Genomic DNA, 17,273 nt, shown 5'->3' on the forward strand with positions numbered 1-17,273 from the left:
AGGGTGTTATCGATAACCGACCCTGTATAGCTGACGATACAGGCTGGATAGCTGCCAAGCCCATAATCGGCGAAAGCGGCACAAAGCATAGGACATTTTCATGAGCGAAAGCTTTGCTGAACTGTTTGAAGAATCCCTCCAAAACGTAGCGATGACTCCGGGCACCCTGGTCATGGGTGAAGTTGTCGATATCGACAGCGACTGGGTTACCGTGAACGCTGGCCTCAAGTCTGAAGCCGTCATCCCCCGTTCACAGTTCGTCAACGATGCCAACGAACTCGAAATCTCTATCGGCGACACCGTTAAGGTTGCGCTGGAAGCGGTTGAAGATGGCTTCGGTGAAACCCGTCTGTCCCGTGAGAAAGCCAAGCGTGCTGAAGCATGGGAGATTCTGCAGACTAAGTTTGAAGCTGAAGAGACCGTCAAGGGTTACATCTCTGGCAAGGTCAAAGGCGGCTTCACAGTCAGCATCAACAACATCCAGGGCTTCCTGCCGGGTTCTCTGGTTGACGTTCGCCCGATCCGCGACGTTGATCACCTGGAAGGCAAAGAGCTGGAGTTCAAGCTGATCAAGCTGGATCCGAAGCGCAACAACATCGTTGTTTCCCGCCGCGCCGTGCTGCAGGAAGCCAACAGCGCTCAGCGCGATGAGCTGCTCGCCACCCTGGAAGAGGGTCAGGTTGCCAAGGGTTACGTCAAGAACCTCACCAACTACGGTGCGTTCATCGACCTGGGCGGCGTCGACGGCCTGCTGCATATCACCGATATGGCGTGGAAGCGTATCTCTCACCCGAGCGAAATGCTGACTCCGGGCGACGAGATCACTGTCAAAATCATCAAGTTCGACAAGGACAGCGGCCGTATCTCTCTGGGTCTGAAGCAGCTGTCTTCCGATCCGTGGGATGACATCAAGGCTCGCTACCCGGCTGGTGCCAAGGTTGCTGCACGCGTTACCAACCTGACCGACTACGGCTGCTTCGCTTCTATCGAAGACGGCGTCGAAGGCCTGGTACACGTTTCCGAAATGTCCTGGACCAACAAGAACATCCACCCGTCCAAGATCGTTCAGATCGGCGACGAGGTAGAAGTGATGATCCTGGACGTGGACGAAGAGCGTCGCCGCATCTCCCTGGGTATCAAGCAGTGCACCCAGAACCCGTGGGTTGGCTTCTCCGAGCAGTACGCTGCCGGTGATCGTGTCAGCGGTACCATCAAGACCATCACCGACTTCGGTATCTTCGTTGGTCTGGATAACGACCTCGACGGTCTGGTACACATGTCCGACATCTCTTGGGACACCGACGGCGAAGCCGCTCTGCGTCAGTTCAAGAAGGGCGACGAAGTTGAAGCGGTCATCCTGTCTATCGACGCAGAGAAAGAGCGCATCTCTCTGGGCGTCAAGCAACTGGCAAGCGATCCGTTCAGCGAGTACCTGGCAACCAACCAGAAGGGCACTATCGTAACCGCTCCGGTCAAGAGCGTTGATGCCAAAGCGGCTATCATCGATCTGGGCGAAGGCATCGAAGGCATCCTGAAAGTGTCTGAGATCTCCTCTGAGCGCGTTGAAGATGCAAGCACCGTTCTGTCTGTAGGCGAAATGGTTGAAGCCAAGATCACCGGTGTTGACCGTCGCAACCGTGCGATCAACCTGTCGATCAAAGCTAAAGACCAGGCTGAAGAGAAAGAAGCCCTGAACGCTGTTCGCAACCAGGAAGTCGAAGTGGCCGGTCCGACCACTATCGGTGACCTGATCAAGCAGCAGATGGCTAGCCAGAAAGACTAAGTCTTTCATCAGGCAATAAAAAAGAGCGCTTCGGCGCTCTTTTTTTATGTACAGGTCGTACTGTATGCCGCGAAGAACGTGGATGTTCAAGAGCGGCGCCTGCCAGGGGTCAGTCGATCACGAAGTTGATCAACTCCTCTTCGTGAATCTCGTTGTCCAGCACCTCATAATAGCTCAGTACCGAGGCATGCGCCTTGATTACCGTACTGCGATCGCCGGTCAGCAGCGGGTGCCACTCGGGCAGGTCTTTACCTTCGTGTACCAGCCGATAGGAGCAGGTCGGCGGTAGCCAGTGGAACGCCTCTACATCCTCGGGCTTCAGCTTGACGCAGCTGGGCACCAGCTGACAGCGACGCTCATACTCCGTGCAACTGCAGGTATCCCTGTCGAGCAGATGACAGAGCACTGTGGTGTAGAACACCTCATGGGTATCCTCGTCTTCCACCTTGTGCAAACAGCAGAGCGCACAACCGTCACAGAGCGACTCCCATTCGCTGGGCGTCATCTGCTGCAGCGTCTTGCGACGCCAGAACACCTCTTGAGACATACCTAGCGAACCCCGGTCTCGGGACGATCCTTGTGCAGGTTAAGCAGATACTCCTCCTTCGGCGGCGGCATCTGCAGGTAGTATCCCTTCTCCTCCAATCCTTCGAGCACCTTCCCGGATTCCACCCGCGCCAGCTTGCGATCACTTTTGAGCGGCATATCCATCACATGTACCGGCTTGCCGAACATCTCCAGCAACGGCTCGGGCACTCGAGTCAGCGCTTCGCGCTTGTCCACGTACAGGTACATCTCATCCTTACGCGGACTTTTGTAGATACTGCAGATTTTCATATCAACTCTCTCGTTCAAACTCGTTCAAGCGCGCCAGCAACCGCTCGCCAACCAGCGGTCGGCGCCAGCCCTGCAGCGCCGGCGGCAGGCTGTATCCACCCTGCTCGTCACGGCTCTGGATCAATGCATCAATATCGCGCTTGCGCAGCAATACCTCAACCGCCAGACTCTGATCCTCGGCAACCTCTCGCCCGATCGCCTTCAGCGCCTTGATGCGCTTGTTCCAGGCATAATGCAGGGGCCGCTGGATCGGCGCCGGTGGATTGGCTATCGCCGATTGCTCCGCATTCAACAGACAGGCAAGAATCGCCTCGCCATCCTCTCGAACCACCTTACGCCGTATCTCCGGCACCCGCCCCAACGCTTGCAACGTCGTCGGCCAGCGCTCGATGATGGCAAGCAGGTGCTGGTTGCGCAGCAGCCGGTTGCGCGGGATATCCCGAGCGCGGGCTGCCCTCTCTCGCCAAGCGGTCAGGTCTCTGAGACCTGCCCGCTTTACGTCGGAGATATTCCATACCTGACTGAAACGCTGGTAATAGGCCAAACCCTCCGGGTCGGTATCGATCACCGACAGGCGCTGGTCGGCACACTCCTCCAGCACCCAGTCAAGGCGCTGCAGTTGTTTCAGCTGCGCCTGCAGCTCCAGCGCGATGGCCGGCAAATAGGCCACATCCAAGGCGGCATAGTGCTCCTGCTCCGGTGTCAGCGGCCGCTGCAACCAATCCGACGTGGTTTCGCCCTTGCCCAGCTGCACATCAAGCGCGTGTGCAACCAGACGCTGCAACCCCATGCTGAAGCCCCAACCGGCAAATGCCGCCGCCACCTGGGTATCGAACAGCGGTTCCGGCAACACCCCGTAGCTGTTTAAAAACAGTTCGAGATCCTCGCTGCCGGCATGCACCACCTTAAGTACGGCGCTGTCGGCGAGCAACTCGACGAAAGCACTGAAATCCTCGATCGACAGCGGATCGATCAGATAGCAGTCAAACTGATCGGACAACTGAATCAGGCCGGGCCGCGGATAAAAGGTATCGACCCGCATGAACTCTGTATCCAGCGCAACCATCGGCAGTTGACGCCAACGCTCGCAATATGTCGCGAGCGTGGAACTGTCACGAATCCATGTCGGTTGTGCGGCAGATGCCTCCAGTTTACGCCAATCCCAGGCCCCGGACTCTTGGGTCATCTCAACTCCCTATCACAACGCACTATCTGGACACCCTTTCACAACACCCTATCGCAGCGAACGGCGCCCGGCCAGCGCGTGCGCCAAGGTACCGCCATCAACAAACTCCAGTTCACCGCCAACCGGCACCCCGTGCGCTATGCGGGTAATCCGGACAGGATGATCGCGCAACTGCTCGGCAATGTAGTGCGAGGTCGCCTCACCCTCCACCGTGGGGTTAGTGGCGAGAATCAGCTCTTCCACTTCACCCTGATCGATGCGATCGAGTAACTGATCGATTCCCAGCGCTTCAGGCCCTACACCGTCAATCGGCGACAGATGCCCCTTAAGCACATAGTAGACACCATTGAAGCCCCCGGTCTGCTCGATCGCCATCATATCCACCGGCGATTCCAATACACAGAGCAGGGTACGATCACGCGACTGACTGGCGCAGATCTCACATACGGGATCTTCCGACAGCGTACGGCACTGGCTGCATTCGCCGATCTTCTCGACTGCCTCGACCAGCGCACTGGACAGCGTCTGTGCACCGGTGCGGTCACGCTCCAGCAGGTGCAAGGCCATACGTTGTGCCGACTTCGGCCCAACCCCCGGCAAACAGCGCAGGGCGTTCACCAGATTTTGCAGTAACGGACTGAACGCCATGATCAGAACGGCATCTTGAAGCCCGGCGGCATACCCATGCCGGAGGTCACTTTGGCCATCTGCTCCTGAGTGTTCTGTTCGATCCGGCGCACGGCGTCGTTAACCGCCGCCGCGATCAGATCCTCAAGGATCTCCTTCTCCTCCTCCAGCAGGCTGTCATCGATAGACACCTTCTTCACGTCGTGACGACCGTTCATCACCACGCTGACCAGGCCTGCGCCGGACTCACCGGTCACCTCTGCAGCAGCGATCCGCTCCTGCGCCTTCTGCATCTCTTCCTGCATCTTCTGGGCCTGTTTCATCAGGTTGCCCATGCCACCTTTCATCATGTTCGCTTCCTCTGTATTTTCATGAGGGGTCTAAGGGTGTGACAGATTCTTCTTCGATATGTGCCCCGAACTGCTCGATAATCTGCTGTACCAGCGGATCATCCTTGAGCGCGGCGACCGCCTCCGCCTTTCGTTCCAGGCGTCGGCGAACGGAATATTGTGCCGGCGTTTCACGGGTCTGTGCCGCTTCCCGGTATTCGACCTGCAGCTGCGATCCCAAGCGGTTACTCAAGGCATCGGCAATACGGCTGCGCTGGGTTTCGTTCAACAGCGCATCCTGCTCGGCGCCGTAGTGGAAGCAGAGCATCGTTGCACTGACCTGCTCCAGCGACAAGGCACGAGCGAGACTATCGGTCATACCGGTCAAGCCGAGCTCAGACACCAGCGCAATCCAGTGCTCAGGAGCCAGCTCCTCCACTCGCTCCGGCATTGGCTGATAGGTTTCGCCGAACGGAACCGCACGGGGGGCAGCTAGCCCCCCGGCAACCTGAGCCGAGATCGGCTGATCGGTGGCCGGACTCGCAGGCTCAGAAACGGCTGCCACCGCCTGTTGCGGGGCAGCTGCAGCTTCAGGCTTTTTTACCGGAGCGATCTCCTCGACAGGCGCAGCACCCGCGGGTGCCGCACCAACGGGTGCCGCATCATATTCATCCCAGGGAGGAGGTTCATCCATCGCCGGCGGCTCATCCATTACCGGAGCCGAATAGCGCTCCTGCTGCATCGCAGGCGGCTTACGCGCCTCCTGCCGGATGGGTTCAGGCGCCGGCTGAGACGGTTCAGGCTGCTGGGTCGGCGCTGCGGGCGCAGGCATCGGTACGGAAGCTTCCGGCGCTGGTGCTTTCGGTGTCGGCGCAGCGGGTGCCGGGCTCGGCTTATCGGCTGGCGAGGGCGCACTCTGCTGAGACGGCGCCGGAACGGGCGAGGCTGCGGCGCCAGCGGGTCGAAACGCCAGCATGCGCAGCAGAATCATCTCCAGCCCCTCCCGGGCATGGGGTACAAACGGCAGATCCTTACGCCCCATGACCGCGATCTGGTAGTAGAGCTGGACATCTTCGGCACGCATTCTGGACGCGAGTTCACGCACCTGTTCGAGATCGCCCAAACTGTTATCGACCGCCTCCGGCACCGCCTGGGCCAAGGCGACACGGTGCAACAGGCTGATCAACTCGCCCAGCACACCGGCGTAATCGGGCGAAAATCCGGCGAGTTCCGCACTGGCGGACAGCACCTCGGCACCGTCATGGCTGGCGATCGCCTCCAGTATCCGGTAGACCAGCCGCTGGTCGATGGTGCCGAGCATCGCCCGCACATCGTTCTCGGTAACACTGCCGGCGCCAAACGCGATCGCCTGATCGGTCAAACTGAGCGCGTCGCGCATGGAGCCATCCGCCGAGCGCGCCAACAGCCACAACGCGGGCTCATCGAATGCAATTGTCTCTTCGCCAAGCACATGCTTGAGATGGTTGACGATGCGCTCAGGCACCAGGTTCTTCAGGTTGAACTGCAGACAGCGGGACAGAATGGTGACCGGCAACTTCTGCGGATCGGTCGTCGCGAGCAGGAATTTAACGTGTGGCGGCGGCTCCTCCAGCGTTTTCAGCAACGCGTTAAAGGAGTGGCTGGAGAGCATATGCACCTCGTCGATCAGGTACACCTTGAACCGGCCATGGGTCGGCGCATACTGCACGTTCTCCAGCAGTTCACGCGTATCCTCCACCTTTGTCCGCGATGCCGCATCGACCTCGATCAGGTCGACGAACCGCCCCTCGGCAATTTCGCGACAGGCGGTACACTGGCCGCAGGGTTCGGAAGAGACCCCATGCTCGCAGTTAAGTGATTTGGCAAACAAGCGGGCAATCGATGTTTTTCCGACTCCGCGCGTCCCTGTGAACAAATAGGCATGATGGAGGCGGTCGTCATCCAGCGCATTGACCAGCGCCTTCAGAACATGCTCCTGCCCCACCATCTCCTGAAAACGGCGAGGCCGCCATTTCCGTGCCAAAACCTGATAGCTCATTGTGCCTCGTGCTGCTTGCGTCTGATCTTATTGCAAGGCGCAGATATTAACATGACCCCAGCCCTGAGTCGTTAGCACCGCCTCCTGCTTTACTCCAGTACAACTGCGACTAATCTATAACTGACTCGGATTAACCTTTAATTTACGATGGTTTTCATTTAACGCCACATGGAACGGGCCAACCCGGCGCACCCTAAATGCAAGAACTGCAGCATGAATCGCTTCCCCTTGCGAGCTCACCGCAACTGCCATCGACTTCGCAAACACCCGAGTCCAGTGGCGAACTCAGGCGGCAGGACGAACTCTCGCCATTTACTCCGGAGGAGCTGATCAATAAGCTGGCAATCCCCACTTTTGCCATCAACGCAGAGCATGTCATCACCCACTGGAATCTGGCGCTAGCCCGTGCTTCGGGCCTGCCCGCCAAGCAGATGATTGGTACCCGGAACCAATGGATGCCCTTTTATTCCCACCAGCGTCCCACCATGGCTGACCTGATTGTGGATCACGCACCGCAGGCGATGCTGGACAAACACTATGCCGGTAAATATAGGCCTTCTGACCTGATTGAAGGCGCTTACGTGGCGGAGGATTTCTTTCCCGATATCGGCGATGCCGGCGAGTGGCTATCATTTACCGCTGCACCACTGCTGGATCGCGAGCAGAGGATTGTCGGCGCCATTGAAACCCTGGTCGTCATTACCGAACGCAAATCCGCCGAGCAGGAGCTGAGACAGAGCGAGAGCCGCTACCGCCAGCTAAGCCAGATCGACGACCTGACCCAGCTGTTTAACGCTCGCCAACTGCGGCTGGAGATCAACCGCCAGATCAAGCTGTGCAAACGCTACGACCAACCGATGGCGCTGGTAATGCTGGATCTGGACCGGTTCAAGGAGGTCAACGACCGTTGGGGGCACCTGTTTGGCGATGAGGTACTGAAGCGTTTTGCCGATATAATCCGCCACAACCTGCGCGCTTCCGACGATGGCTTCCGCTACGGTGGCGAGGAGTTCATCATCCTGATGCCGTTTATCGACGAACTGGCGGCATTGCGGGCTAGCAAGCGTATCCATGAGGCGTTTTGCGGGACAGCATTCAAAACCAGCGATGGCTCGCAGATCCATCTAACCGTCAGCGGCGGCGTCACCCGACTGCGACCGGATGACGACTACGACAGTCTACTCAAGCGCGCAGACACAACGCTATATGAAGCCAAACACAGTGGGCGCAATCGGATTCTATTGAGCAGAGACTGAAACGCCGCGAACCCGATAACCCAGCATTATTTAAGCGCTTCCTTCATCTGCTGAAGCACACTTTCCAGTGCCCGTAACGGCTGCGCACCGCCAATCGGCACCAGCTCGCCGCTGGCGTTGTGGCGCAGGAAGCTGCCGGGCGTCCCGGTTACACCGGCTTGCATGCCGTTCGCCATCTGCTGCTCCACTCTGGCCTTGAACTGCTCGCTGTCGAGGCAGGGTTTGAAAGCATCCTCATCCAACCCGATCTCAGCTGCCAGAGGCACCAGTTGAGACAGCGGGAAGCCCTTGCCATTGGAGCGGGTGCGCTCGAAGATCAGATCGCTATAGCGCCAGAACGCCTCGCCGCCGCCCAGAAAGCCCGCGCACTCGGCTGCCTCAGCCTGTTTCTGCGCACCCGGGTTATGGAAGTTCAGCGGGAAATGGCGATACACCCAGTTCACATCCGGATTACGTTCCATAAACTGCAACACCGTTGCATGGAAGCGCTTGCAGTAGGGGCATTCGTAGTCGGAGTACTCGATCAATGTAAACGGGGCATCCGTAGCACCGCGCACATACTCGGACGCAGGGTCTACCGGCGCAACGTTCTGGATCTTCTCCTCACGCGCCCTGCGCTCCTGTTCCGCCCGCGCCTGGTTCTGTTTTTGGATGAACTGCACAATCCCATTCTCGATGCGCTGCTGAAACGCCTCGCTGTTGACGTACTCCTGGATCTTCTGGTCGATCAGTTTATCGATATCGGGCTGATCCGACTCGGCAGCAATGACTGCGCTGGCGAACACAAACAATACAAGACCAACCAGCCCCGTCGACAAAGATAACTTCATCTGTTACTCCCCCAAAAACGACTGACAGCAGACCAGGCCAGTAGCAACCCGGTAGCTGTCAGCATAGCCTGTCGCCGGCGTTTAGTGCTTCAATCGAGATCGACTCGCGGCTGACACTCCGAACATTAGCGACCGTAAGTCACCTCGACGCTTGCCTGGTCCAGCGCTTTGCCACGCACGAAATAGCCAACCATAGCCGCTGGCGCGTTGGCATCGAGAGCAAGCGTCTCTTCAGAAAGCGCGTAAACCGTGAACGTGTAACGGTGATCTCCATGGCCAATCGGCGGACAGGCACCACCATAACCGGAAACGCCGAAATCGGTGCGTCCCTCGATTGCGCCCGGGGGGAGCATCCCTTCGCCGCTTGCACCGGTCTCAACCCTGGTAACGTTGGCTGGAATATTGAACACCGTCCAGTGCCACCAGCCAGAACCCGTGGGGGCGTCCGGATCATAGGCCATGATGGCGAAGCTCTTGGTTCCCTCCGGCGCACCCGACCACTCCAACTCCGGCGAGATGTTCTCACCCTCACATCCGAAGCCGTTGAAGACCTGCGCCATCGCCATCATCTGTCCCGGCTGCAGATCTGCCGACCTAACTGTCATCTCCGCGTGTGCGGCAGTGGCGAAGCAAACACTGGTGGCTAGAATCGCAGTAATTAAACGCATGATGACCTCCCTGTTGTTGATGATTCCAATAAGACTAGCGCTATAGGGAGAGTGGCACCAACTCCTAGCGGCCCGCTGCCAGACGGATGCAGCCTCAAGGTTGTCACCGGCCCGGCCTCTTTCAATAGTCGAGGCGGTGTCAGAAGGGTGACTTAATCCAGCCGCCTGAGGTTTTGGGTGTATTCGCGCCCCTTCTCGACGTAATGCTCGGCATTTGCCTTCAGGTTGGCGATCATCTCCTCGCTGAGCCGGCGCACCGCCTTTGCCGGTGCGCCGAGTATAAGCGAGTTGTCTTCGAACACCTTACCCTCGGTGACCACTGCCCCAGCGCCCACCAGGCAGTTGTTACCGATCACAGCACCATTCAGCACCACCGCTTGGATACCGATAAGCGCGCCATCGCCGACGGTACAGCCGTGCAGCATCGCTTGGTGGCCGATGGTAACGCCCGCTCCAACCTTCAACGCAAATCCCGGGTCAGTATGCAGAACCGCCCCCTCCTGCACGTTGCTGTGGCGCCCGATCGATATCGGCTCGTTGTCGCCGCGCAACACCGCTTGCGGCCAGACACTCACCCCTGTGGCGAGTTCAACACTGCCGATTACCGTCGCCTGTTCCGCGACAAAGCAGTCTTCAGCGATCTGCGGCACCCGCTTGGCCAGCGCATAAATAGCCATTTCGCCTATCTCCCAAAATAAAAAAACCAAGGGGTGCCAGCCGGCACCTCCTGGGTGATTATACGGCAGCGATTTAAGGAGATTCAGCCACGGTGAATCTTCAGGGTCTGGATCGACGTGCACTCCTCCAGCCCGTAACGCCCGAACTCGACACCGAAGCCGGACTCCTTGATACCACCGAAGGGCGCATCCGGCTGGATGCCGCCATGGCCGTTGATCCAGACCGTACCGCACTCGAGCTGACGCGCCACGCTCTCAGCCGCCCCCACATCGGAGCCCCAGACCGAACCGCCCAGGCCATTGGGACTGTCGTTGGCCATCCTCACTGCCTCATCGACTGTGGCATATTGGATCACCGGCAAAACCGGGCCAAACTGCTCGCTATCAACCAGAGCGTTGCCGTTGCTAAGCCCGGCAACAATAGTGGGCTGGAAGAAGAATCCGTCACCGGGTAAGCGCTCGCCACCGGCGAGTATCTGCCCACCCTCTTCGCGGGATCTGGCCACCAGATCTTCGACGACCTTCAATTGCGCTTCGTTTTGCAAAGGTCCCAGTTCGGTGCCGTCCTCAAACCCGTTACCGACCTTCACCTGCTTCGCCAGCACGGCCAGCCTCCGGCATAGGTCGTCATACAAACTCTCGTGCACGTACAGCCGCTTAAGACAGGCACAGGTTTGACCGTTGTTGTGGAAGGCGGCAGCGAAGATCTCGGCTGCCAGCTTATCCAGATCCGCATCAGGCAACACGATGGCGGCATCGTTACCGCCTAGCTCCAGCACCATACGCTTCAGGCTTGCAGCCGCCGATGCCATGATCCGCTTGCCGGTATGCGTGGAACCGGTGAATACGATCTTCTGCACACTGTCCGAGGATGCCAGCGCCTGCCCCACATCACCTCGACCGACAACGATATTGAGTACCCCCGGCGGTAACACGGTATTGGCCAACTCGACGAAACGAGCGGTCGCCAGCGGTGTGTTCTCGGACGGTTTGATTACCACGGTATTACCGACCCGAATAGCCGAGATTACGTGCCAGATCGCGATCAGCAGCGGCCAGTTCCATGGTGTGACCGAGGCCACGACACCTAGCGGCTTGCGGGTGACGGCGACATACGCTGTCTCGTCATCCTGAATCACCTCCTCCGCCAAGTCGATATCCGCGGTGACATGGGACCAGCCCGCCGAGCCCATCACCTCCATGGTGGCCCCGACCCCGCCCAAGCCCGCCACCGGCTTGCCGGTCTCGAGGGTGATCAGCTTGATCAACTCTTCACTGTTCTCTTCTATACAGGCCGCGACCTGGTGGATCAGCGCCTTGCGCTCGCTGTCGGGCCGGACACCCCAGGTTTTAAACGCCGTCTTGGCGGCTGCAACCGCTTGCTGCACATGGGCTTCGTTGGCCAGGGCACAGGTCGCAAACACCTGCCCCGTGGCCGGATTGATCACCTCAAGCCTGTCGCTGCTGTCAACCGCCTCACCGTTAATGGTCATCGGATAATGGTTCATACTCTTCTCCACTTTTATTCTTTACAGGGCTGGCTCTCGGTAATCAAAGCGCGCTTTTGGGATGGATAAACTCCCAGGCAGAGGCTTCTGCCCCTCGTTCACAGACAATCTCGATCAGACAAGGCTGGTTCAGCGCGATACATTTTTCCAATACCGGCTTCAGCTGTTCCGGCGTATGAACGCGATAACCGGCAGCCCCAAAGCTCTCGGCAAACTTGACGAAATCCGGAGTCGCCAGCTCGGAGCCCGAGTAGCGCGCCCCATAACCCAACGCCTGATCCCGACGCACATTGCCGTAAGAGTTGTTGTTGACGATGATGGTCACCAGGCCGATATTGAACTCGACGGCGGTCATCAGCTCCTGGGCACCGAACATGAAACCGCCGTCGCCGCAGACCGACACCACCGCCTTGTCCGGGTTGGCCACCTTGACCCCGAGCGCGGTGGGAAAACCGAAACCGAGGGTGCCCTGGTAGCCGCTGTCGATGAAGGTACGCGGAGCATAAACCGGCAGGCCGCCGATCCAGGTGGCAAAGCCCATTTGCGACAGCTCGGGTACATAGAACCCATCGCGCGGTAGTACGTCGCGAATCACGCTCAGATAGGACAGCTGTGGCTGAACCTTCTGAATCGCCCTCCAGGCCACAACTTTGGCCGTCGCGATATCATCCAGCCACGCCGGATCGGGATTCATCCGCCCCTGCAACTGATCATAGAGCGCGCGACATACCGCGGCCGAATCGCCAACCAAACCCAGATCGGGGGCAAAGATCTCCATCTGCGCCGGATCGATATCGATGCGGATCAGTTTCGGTCCCCGGCTAGGCTTCTGCTCATACTGCATGTAGTTGCCCCAACGCATATAGGGCATCTCCAGCCGCGAGCCGATGCCGATCAGCAGATCGCAATCGTCCCACAGCTGTCTTGCCGCCACCGGCCCCATGCCCAGCGGATGATCTTCGGACACGACTCCACGGCCACTGCGAAAACCGGTTACCGGCGCGTTCAGCAGCTCGGCCAGTGCGCCCACCTCTTCGGCTGCATGCAGTGCACCCGCGCCACACATGATCATCGGTTTGCGCGCCCTGGCGATCAGTTCGGCGGCCGCCTTGAGTGCATCCAGATTCAACTCGGGTCCGGCCTCTGCTGCCGGCTTCGGGTCCAGTGCCTCGAACTCGTCTACCGCGGCCATGGTGTCCCAGCACATCTCAATGCTCACCGGCCCTGGACGACCGCTGCGGGCAGTTTCGTAGGCCTGGTTTACTATGGCGGAGGTTTGCTGGGGGTTATCGATGGTGAAGGCGTCCTTGATGATCGACTTCAGCGTACCGGCCTGATCCTTAAGCTCATGCAGATGACCACGCCCCCTGCCGACAAAGCTGGTCGGCACCTGGCCGGTCAGACCGACGATAGGGCTACAGTTACCCATCGCCGTACACAGAGCTGCCGCGGTATTCAGGACCCCCGGCCCGGGCACGACAGCAAAAGTACCAGTCTTGCCGCTGGATTTCGCATAGCCCATGGCCATATAAGCCGCACTCTGCTCGTGACGCGGCACGATCAGGTTGAGCTTCTGTTTGTAGATTCCGTCGAACAGCGGATAGATCTGGGCACCGGGAATGCCAAAAATGGTATCAACACCGTTGGCAATAACGGAATCGATAATGGCCTCACCGCCTGTTATTTTTTTCATCACACACCAACACGCCTCACATATTAACTGCGAGCGATAATAGAGAGCGGTTACAAAGCCAGGAAGTATCGTTTCGCTGCATCGGGTATAATCAAAATGTTATAGACTCGGAAAAAACCATTTGAGAGCCCCTGATGAACATCAAGCAGCTGAAGTTTTTTCTAAGCATCGCCGAGCACGGCAGTATCGCCGCAGCTGCGAGAACGCTGGACGTGGCACAGCCTGCATTGAGCATCCAGATCTCTAAACTGGAGCATGAGGTGGGTGCCGACCTGTTCACCCGCGGGCACGGTGGTGTGCAGCTGACCGATGCCGGCGAACTGTTTCATTTCCACGCCGCCTCGGTGGTGCAGCAGATGGAGCAGGCGTTGGGTGAAATTTCAGACCTGAACAGGAGCATTCAGGGCACCTTTGTCGTGGCCATGAACCAGGCCACAGACAATATCCTCGCCCTGCCGCTGTTCAAAGCCCTGGAGAAAAAATACCCTGGTGTCGATCTCGACCTAAGAACCGGACTGTCATACGACGTCAAAAAACTTTTATCCAGCGGTGAAGCCGACTTGGCGATCATTTACGAGGATGGGCAAAAGGATCCGGACATAATCAAATACCCGCTGATTAAAGAAAATCTATTCTTTGTCTGCAAACCGGGAACGCTAAATCAGCAGGGAAAGGAGATCGATTTTGCTGCCCTGGTGGATCATGAAATCGTGATGACCTCGGAGAAGGAGTCACTGGGTTACATAACCGCGCGATACGAAAAGTCCACGGGGATCAGCCTGCGCAAGAAGCGCCCCTACGGCCAACTGCTCACCGGGCTGAGATTTTCCGCTCAGGGACTGTGCAACATTATTCTGCCCTCATCCGCGTTCTATCATCTAGAGGAGAGAGGTGAGGTGCAGGGCTTCAAAATCGTCAATCCCGAGGTACTGCGCGATGTCTACCTGGCCGTCGATGCCAGGAAACCGCTTCGCCTTCGAACCATCAAAATGATGGAGGTGATCCGGGAGTGCGTACAGCAGGAGAACTTGGTCCAGCACTGGATCGGCACGCCGATCAATCGTTAGACAGGATAAGGAACAAGATGGGGAGTAACCAAGGGAAACTGGGGGTGGCCCCACCAGCCTACATCCCGGCACACGAGTCGACCGCTGTGGCTGCTCCCTTCCGGGCCTGACCAGGTTCACGGTGTATCGTTGCGAGAGGACCGGCAGAGCCACCATAACGTGGCTTTCGCCCTGTTCCGGAAAGGCGCAAGAGCCTTGTAAATCGGAACAGGCGCGCAGTATAAGCATCGCGCTCGGTGAATGCAAACGCCAAACGTAACGCCAGACAATGAGGGTTACTCTGCGGGTTTCGACTGTCCCAGACGCTCGACAATCCCCTTCGCTACCGACTTGATCAACGATTGATCGACCTGATCTAACGGCAGCGGACGGCACAGCCGCTGCGCCTGCAACCCGGTACGCGCCGTAAACAGCCCGGCGCCCAGCCCCTGCCCGGCTCGCGCCGACAGGGTCGCTGTCAGCGAGCTGCCCAGCGCCGCCGATCCGGCGTCGATCGCCATCTCGCTGAGTCCGGCGAAGGCCAGGTTGTGCAGCACCCGTTTCAGCAATATCCACTGCGTCGACGCCCCCGGCGCGACACCGTAAATGCCGGCAACCTCACGCAGCATGCGCAGATTGCGCCAGCCCACCAGCAGCATATCGAAACTGGCCCAGGGACTCAGCGCCACCAGCACACCGGACTCGACGGCATAACGCTGAACGCAGCGTCGCGCCCGTTCATCCTGTTCACTGAGCGCATGATGGGACAGGTAGCGCACGATCTCGCTGTCGCTATAGGCCGAATCGAGCAGCCGAATCGTTTCGTTCAACCGCTGCTCCTCCGGAGTGTTGCGGTAGTGTCGTTGCAGTTCTCGGAGCAGCGCACTGGCGCCGCCCTGCCCCTTGTGCTGCAACAAAGCCCTGGCATCCGTCTGAATCCGCTCGATCTGGCTCAACTGGCGCAAGCCCCTGAAGCTGCGCCAGAGTTGCACGCTGCCGCTAATCGTCAGCAGCAGCAACAGGCTACTCACCACCGCGCCCAACGCCGGATGGGTAGTGAAGGACCAGTCCAGCAGGCGGTAGAGCTCGATACTGACACCGGAAACCAGCACGGCACCTACCGAGATACCGAACAGGCGACGCCAGCCGCCGCGACCCTTTCTACTCGGGCCGCGACCCGCATCCGCGGTCTCGTCATCGGCACCAACATCACTAACCTGCTGCAGCGGGAACTCCCGAGCCGGCAATTCAGGCGATCTGGTCGGTGCTGCCGCATCGAGCTGTTTCGGGTCCAGCAATATCGGCTTGCGATACCCGTCGGCCTCACTCATCGAAACTGATCCCCGGTCATATACTCCAGCAGCTGGTCGAGCCGGATATGGTGTGATGGCTGCAGCTCGTTTTGCGGCAGTCGCCTGGGTGCAAAGTCGATAAAACGGAAACGCTCCTGGGTCCAGTCTTCGGCACGCGGCAGTTCGGTCGGCACCTCCCCCGGAAACAGCGCGATCTCCTCGTCGCTATCCTTGCGCCAGCCGCGCAGACAGGAGAGGGTTTGACCGTCGACCTGCGCCTCGGCGGCCTGGGTCGAGCGCACGGACGCAATTGCCATGCAGCGCGTAGCTATCCCCTCGAAACCCATATCCCGCTGTGCATCCTGGATCATCAGCTCAAGGAAACGGTCCAGATTATGGTGCTGATTTGCCGTCACATGGTCGGCCTTGGTCGACGCGAACAGGACACGGTCGATCCGGGGTTTGAACAGACGGCGTAAAAAGCCGTTTCGCCCGTAATTGAAGCTCTGCAATATCCCGTTGAGCGCCCGCTGCATATCCTCGAAACAGGCCTCGCCCCGATTCAGGGTCTTGAGGCAGTCCACCAGTACCACCTGACGATCAAAGCGGGAGAAGTGGCGCAGATAGAAAGGTCGCACCACCTGTTGCCGGTACTGTTCATAGCGCGATTTTAGTAGCGCAAGGAAACTGCCATCCGGAATAGCCCCCATCGGCCAGGAGGGCAGAACCAAGGGGAAGAGCTGCAGCAGTTCGGTGCCCTCCAGCTCGCCCGGCAACACGCAGCGGCCCGGCTGCAGAAGGCTCAGCGCATAGGGGTCAGATCTGAGCCTGTGCAGCAGTCTGGTGTAGGTTCCACTGAGCTCCTGCAACAGTGCCGGTTCGGCCGGCGCATGCCAGTCGACCTGCCGCAATCGCGTCAGCCAGTCCGACGCCACCGACAGGCGCGGCTCCTGCTCAAACAGCCGCTGCTGGCTCGCACACCACTGCTCAAAGCTCAGCTCCAGCATCGGCAGATCGAGCAGCCACTCGCCCGGATAGTCGATAATATCGAGATAGAGCGTGGCCGACTCACCCAGCACTCGACGCAGGCCCGGAGGCCGGCGGTAACGGATCGCCAGCCGCACCTCAGACAGCTCGCGGGTAGACGCTGGCCAATGCGGAGGCTCACGACCAAGGCCCGCTATCGCCTGCTGCAACGGAAAGGGGGTACCGGATTCATCACTGAGATCTCGGGAGCCGATGATCCTGCCACTAGTGGCCACATCAAAGAACGGCAGCGAGCCGCTTCTGTGTGCATGCAGTAGGTGATGCACCAACGCGCTAATGAACACGGTCTTGCCACTCTGACTAAGGCCCGTCACCGCCAGGCGAAGGTGGTGCTCCGTACTTTGCTCGGCCAGTTCGGCCAGCCTGTCGCGCAGCTGCTCTACGCGCTGATCACCGATCCAGGACTTCAGCCTGCCACCGATACCCATGGCCTCCCCTTACTCAGTCTGGCTCTGA

Annotated in this window: 16 protein-coding genes and 1 other RNA gene; 3 read left to right on the forward strand and 14 right to left on the reverse strand. The window is 58.9% G+C overall.

Features of this window, described 5'->3' with window-relative positions; translation table 11 throughout:
- The first annotated feature begins 100 nt into the window (after window positions 1-100).
- Window positions 101-1,783, forward strand: coding sequence for a 30S ribosomal protein S1 (gene rpsA / locus IEX40_RS01035; protein WP_188745254.1), 1,683 nt, complete (start codon window positions 101-103; stop codon window positions 1,781-1,783).
- 109 nt (window positions 1,784-1,892) lie between these two features.
- Here the strand turns inward: rpsA and IEX40_RS01040 are convergent, their stop codons facing one another.
- Genes IEX40_RS01040 through dnaX form a run of 6 tightly spaced genes read right to left on the reverse strand, consistent with a single transcriptional unit; the run spans window position 1,893 to window position 6,800 of the window.
- Entirely contained in the window at window positions 1,893-2,330 is a 438-nt protein-coding gene (locus IEX40_RS01040; protein WP_188745255.1) for a YcgN family cysteine cluster protein, read from the reverse strand.
- Between the two features lie 2 nt (window positions 2,331-2,332).
- Complete coding sequence (locus IEX40_RS01045; protein WP_188745256.1) at window positions 2,333-2,620, reverse strand: YcgL domain-containing protein; 288 nt, start codon at window positions 2,618-2,620, stop codon at window positions 2,333-2,335.
- Window position 2,621: 1 nt separating this feature from the next.
- Entirely contained in the window at window positions 2,622-3,806 is a 1,185-nt protein-coding gene (rnd, locus tag IEX40_RS01050; RefSeq protein WP_188745257.1) for a ribonuclease D, read from the reverse strand.
- Between the two features lie 48 nt (window positions 3,807-3,854).
- Window positions 3,855-4,454: a recombination mediator RecR gene (recR, locus tag IEX40_RS01055; RefSeq protein WP_188745258.1), complete on the reverse strand. Its 600-nt coding sequence runs from the start codon at window positions 4,452-4,454 to the stop codon at window positions 3,855-3,857.
- Window positions 4,455-4,456: 2 nt separating this feature from the next.
- Window positions 4,457-4,783, reverse strand: coding sequence for a YbaB/EbfC family nucleoid-associated protein (locus IEX40_RS01060; RefSeq protein WP_188745259.1), 327 nt, complete (start codon window positions 4,781-4,783; stop codon window positions 4,457-4,459).
- Window positions 4,784-4,802: 19 nt separating this feature from the next.
- Window positions 4,803-6,800, reverse strand: coding sequence for a DNA polymerase III subunit gamma/tau (gene dnaX / locus IEX40_RS01065; RefSeq protein ID WP_188745260.1), 1,998 nt, complete (start codon window positions 6,798-6,800; stop codon window positions 4,803-4,805).
- A gap of 197 nt (window positions 6,801-6,997) precedes the next feature.
- Here dnaX and IEX40_RS01070 point away from each other — a divergent pair, with 197 nt between their 5' ends.
- The gene (locus tag IEX40_RS01070) at window positions 6,998-8,056 is read left to right on the forward strand and encodes a sensor domain-containing diguanylate cyclase (RefSeq protein WP_188745261.1); all 1,059 of its coding nucleotides are present in this window, start codon (window positions 6,998-7,000) and stop codon (window positions 8,054-8,056) included.
- Between the two features lie 26 nt (window positions 8,057-8,082).
- On the opposite strand, the gene IEX40_RS01075 is transcribed toward IEX40_RS01070, so the two are convergent.
- From IEX40_RS01075 to IEX40_RS01095, 5 genes are all read right to left on the reverse strand, one after another.
- Window positions 8,083-8,886, reverse strand: coding sequence for a DsbA family protein (locus IEX40_RS01075; protein ID WP_188745262.1), 804 nt, complete (start codon window positions 8,884-8,886; stop codon window positions 8,083-8,085).
- A gap of 125 nt (window positions 8,887-9,011) precedes the next feature.
- Window positions 9,012-9,554, reverse strand: coding sequence for a YbhB/YbcL family Raf kinase inhibitor-like protein (locus tag IEX40_RS01080; protein WP_188745263.1), 543 nt, complete (start codon window positions 9,552-9,554; stop codon window positions 9,012-9,014).
- Between the two features lie 152 nt (window positions 9,555-9,706).
- The gene (locus IEX40_RS01085; RefSeq protein ID WP_188745264.1) at window positions 9,707-10,231 is read right to left on the reverse strand and encodes a gamma carbonic anhydrase family protein; all 525 of its coding nucleotides are present in this window, start codon (window positions 10,229-10,231) and stop codon (window positions 9,707-9,709) included.
- An 83-nt stretch (window positions 10,232-10,314) separates the two neighbouring features.
- On the reverse strand, window positions 10,315-11,739 hold the full coding sequence (locus IEX40_RS01090) for an aldehyde dehydrogenase family protein (protein ID WP_188745265.1): 1,425 nt from the start codon (window positions 11,737-11,739) through the stop codon (window positions 10,315-10,317).
- A 43-nt stretch (window positions 11,740-11,782) separates the two neighbouring features.
- Entirely contained in the window at window positions 11,783-13,432 is a 1,650-nt protein-coding gene (locus IEX40_RS01095) for a thiamine pyrophosphate-dependent enzyme (RefSeq protein WP_188745266.1), read from the reverse strand.
- A gap of 134 nt (window positions 13,433-13,566) precedes the next feature.
- On the opposite strand from IEX40_RS01095, the gene IEX40_RS01100 reads away from it, so the two are divergent.
- On the forward strand, window positions 13,567-14,499 hold the full coding sequence (locus IEX40_RS01100) for a LysR family transcriptional regulator (protein ID WP_188745267.1): 933 nt from the start codon (window positions 13,567-13,569) through the stop codon (window positions 14,497-14,499).
- 48 nt (window positions 14,500-14,547) lie between these two features.
- Here the strand turns inward: IEX40_RS01100 and ffs are convergent.
- The 3 genes from ffs to IEX40_RS01115 all read right to left on the reverse strand — a co-directional run bounded on the left by ffs (window position 14,548) and on the right by IEX40_RS01115 (window position 17,245).
- Window positions 14,548-14,645: signal recognition particle sRNA small type (ffs, locus tag IEX40_RS01105), an RNA gene on the reverse strand.
- A gap of 129 nt (window positions 14,646-14,774) precedes the next feature.
- The gene (locus tag IEX40_RS01110; protein ID WP_188745268.1) at window positions 14,775-15,809 is read right to left on the reverse strand and encodes a TIGR01620 family protein; all 1,035 of its coding nucleotides are present in this window, start codon (window positions 15,807-15,809) and stop codon (window positions 14,775-14,777) included.
- On the reverse strand, window positions 15,806-17,245 hold the full coding sequence (locus tag IEX40_RS01115; RefSeq protein WP_188745269.1) for a YcjX family GTP-binding protein: 1,440 nt from the start codon (window positions 17,243-17,245) through the stop codon (window positions 15,806-15,808). The genes IEX40_RS01110 and IEX40_RS01115 overlap by 4 nt, the downstream gene beginning before the upstream one ends.
- Window positions 17,246-17,273: the final 28 nt, after the last annotated feature.

Source organism: Marinobacterium zhoushanense, assembly GCF_014641945.1.
In the GTDB taxonomy this organism is placed as follows: domain Bacteria; phylum Pseudomonadota; class Gammaproteobacteria; order Pseudomonadales; family Balneatricaceae; genus Marinobacterium_D; species Marinobacterium_D zhoushanense.

Bases quoted from the DNA above. Each gene is read 5' to 3' on its own strand.
- rpsA (WP_188745254.1), top strand. From the start codon at position 101: ATGAGCGAAAGCTTTGCTGAACTGTTTGAAGAATCCCTCCAAAACGTA.
- IEX40_RS01040 (WP_188745255.1), bottom strand. From the start codon at position 2,330: ATGTCTCAAGAGGTGTTCTGGCGTCGCAAGACGCTGCAGCAGATGACG.
- IEX40_RS01045 (WP_188745256.1), bottom strand. From the start codon at position 2,620: ATGAAAATCTGCAGTATCTACAAAAGTCCGCGTAAGGATGAGATGTAC.
- rnd (WP_188745257.1), bottom strand. From the start codon at position 3,806: ATGACCCAAGAGTCCGGGGCCTGGGATTGGCGTAAACTGGAGGCATCT.
- recR (WP_188745258.1), bottom strand. From the start codon at position 4,454: ATGGCGTTCAGTCCGTTACTGCAAAATCTGGTGAACGCCCTGCGCTGT.
- IEX40_RS01060 (WP_188745259.1), bottom strand. From the start codon at position 4,783: ATGATGAAAGGTGGCATGGGCAACCTGATGAAACAGGCCCAGAAGATG.
- dnaX (WP_188745260.1), bottom strand. From the start codon at position 6,800: ATGAGCTATCAGGTTTTGGCACGGAAATGGCGGCCTCGCCGTTTTCAG.
- IEX40_RS01070 (WP_188745261.1), top strand. From the start codon at position 6,998: ATGCAAGAACTGCAGCATGAATCGCTTCCCCTTGCGAGCTCACCGCAA.
- IEX40_RS01075 (WP_188745262.1), bottom strand. From the start codon at position 8,886: ATGAAGTTATCTTTGTCGACGGGGCTGGTTGGTCTTGTATTGTTTGTG.
- IEX40_RS01080 (WP_188745263.1), bottom strand. From the start codon at position 9,554: ATGCGTTTAATTACTGCGATTCTAGCCACCAGTGTTTGCTTCGCCACT.
- IEX40_RS01085 (WP_188745264.1), bottom strand. From the start codon at position 10,231: ATGGCTATTTATGCGCTGGCCAAGCGGGTGCCGCAGATCGCTGAAGAC.
- IEX40_RS01090 (WP_188745265.1), bottom strand. From the start codon at position 11,739: ATGAACCATTATCCGATGACCATTAACGGTGAGGCGGTTGACAGCAGC.
- IEX40_RS01095 (WP_188745266.1), bottom strand. From the start codon at position 13,432: ATGAAAAAAATAACAGGCGGTGAGGCCATTATCGATTCCGTTATTGCC.
- IEX40_RS01100 (WP_188745267.1), top strand. From the start codon at position 13,567: ATGAACATCAAGCAGCTGAAGTTTTTTCTAAGCATCGCCGAGCACGGC.
- IEX40_RS01110 (WP_188745268.1), bottom strand. From the start codon at position 15,809: ATGAGTGAGGCCGACGGGTATCGCAAGCCGATATTGCTGGACCCGAAA.
- IEX40_RS01115 (WP_188745269.1), bottom strand. From the start codon at position 17,245: ATGGGTATCGGTGGCAGGCTGAAGTCCTGGATCGGTGATCAGCGCGTA.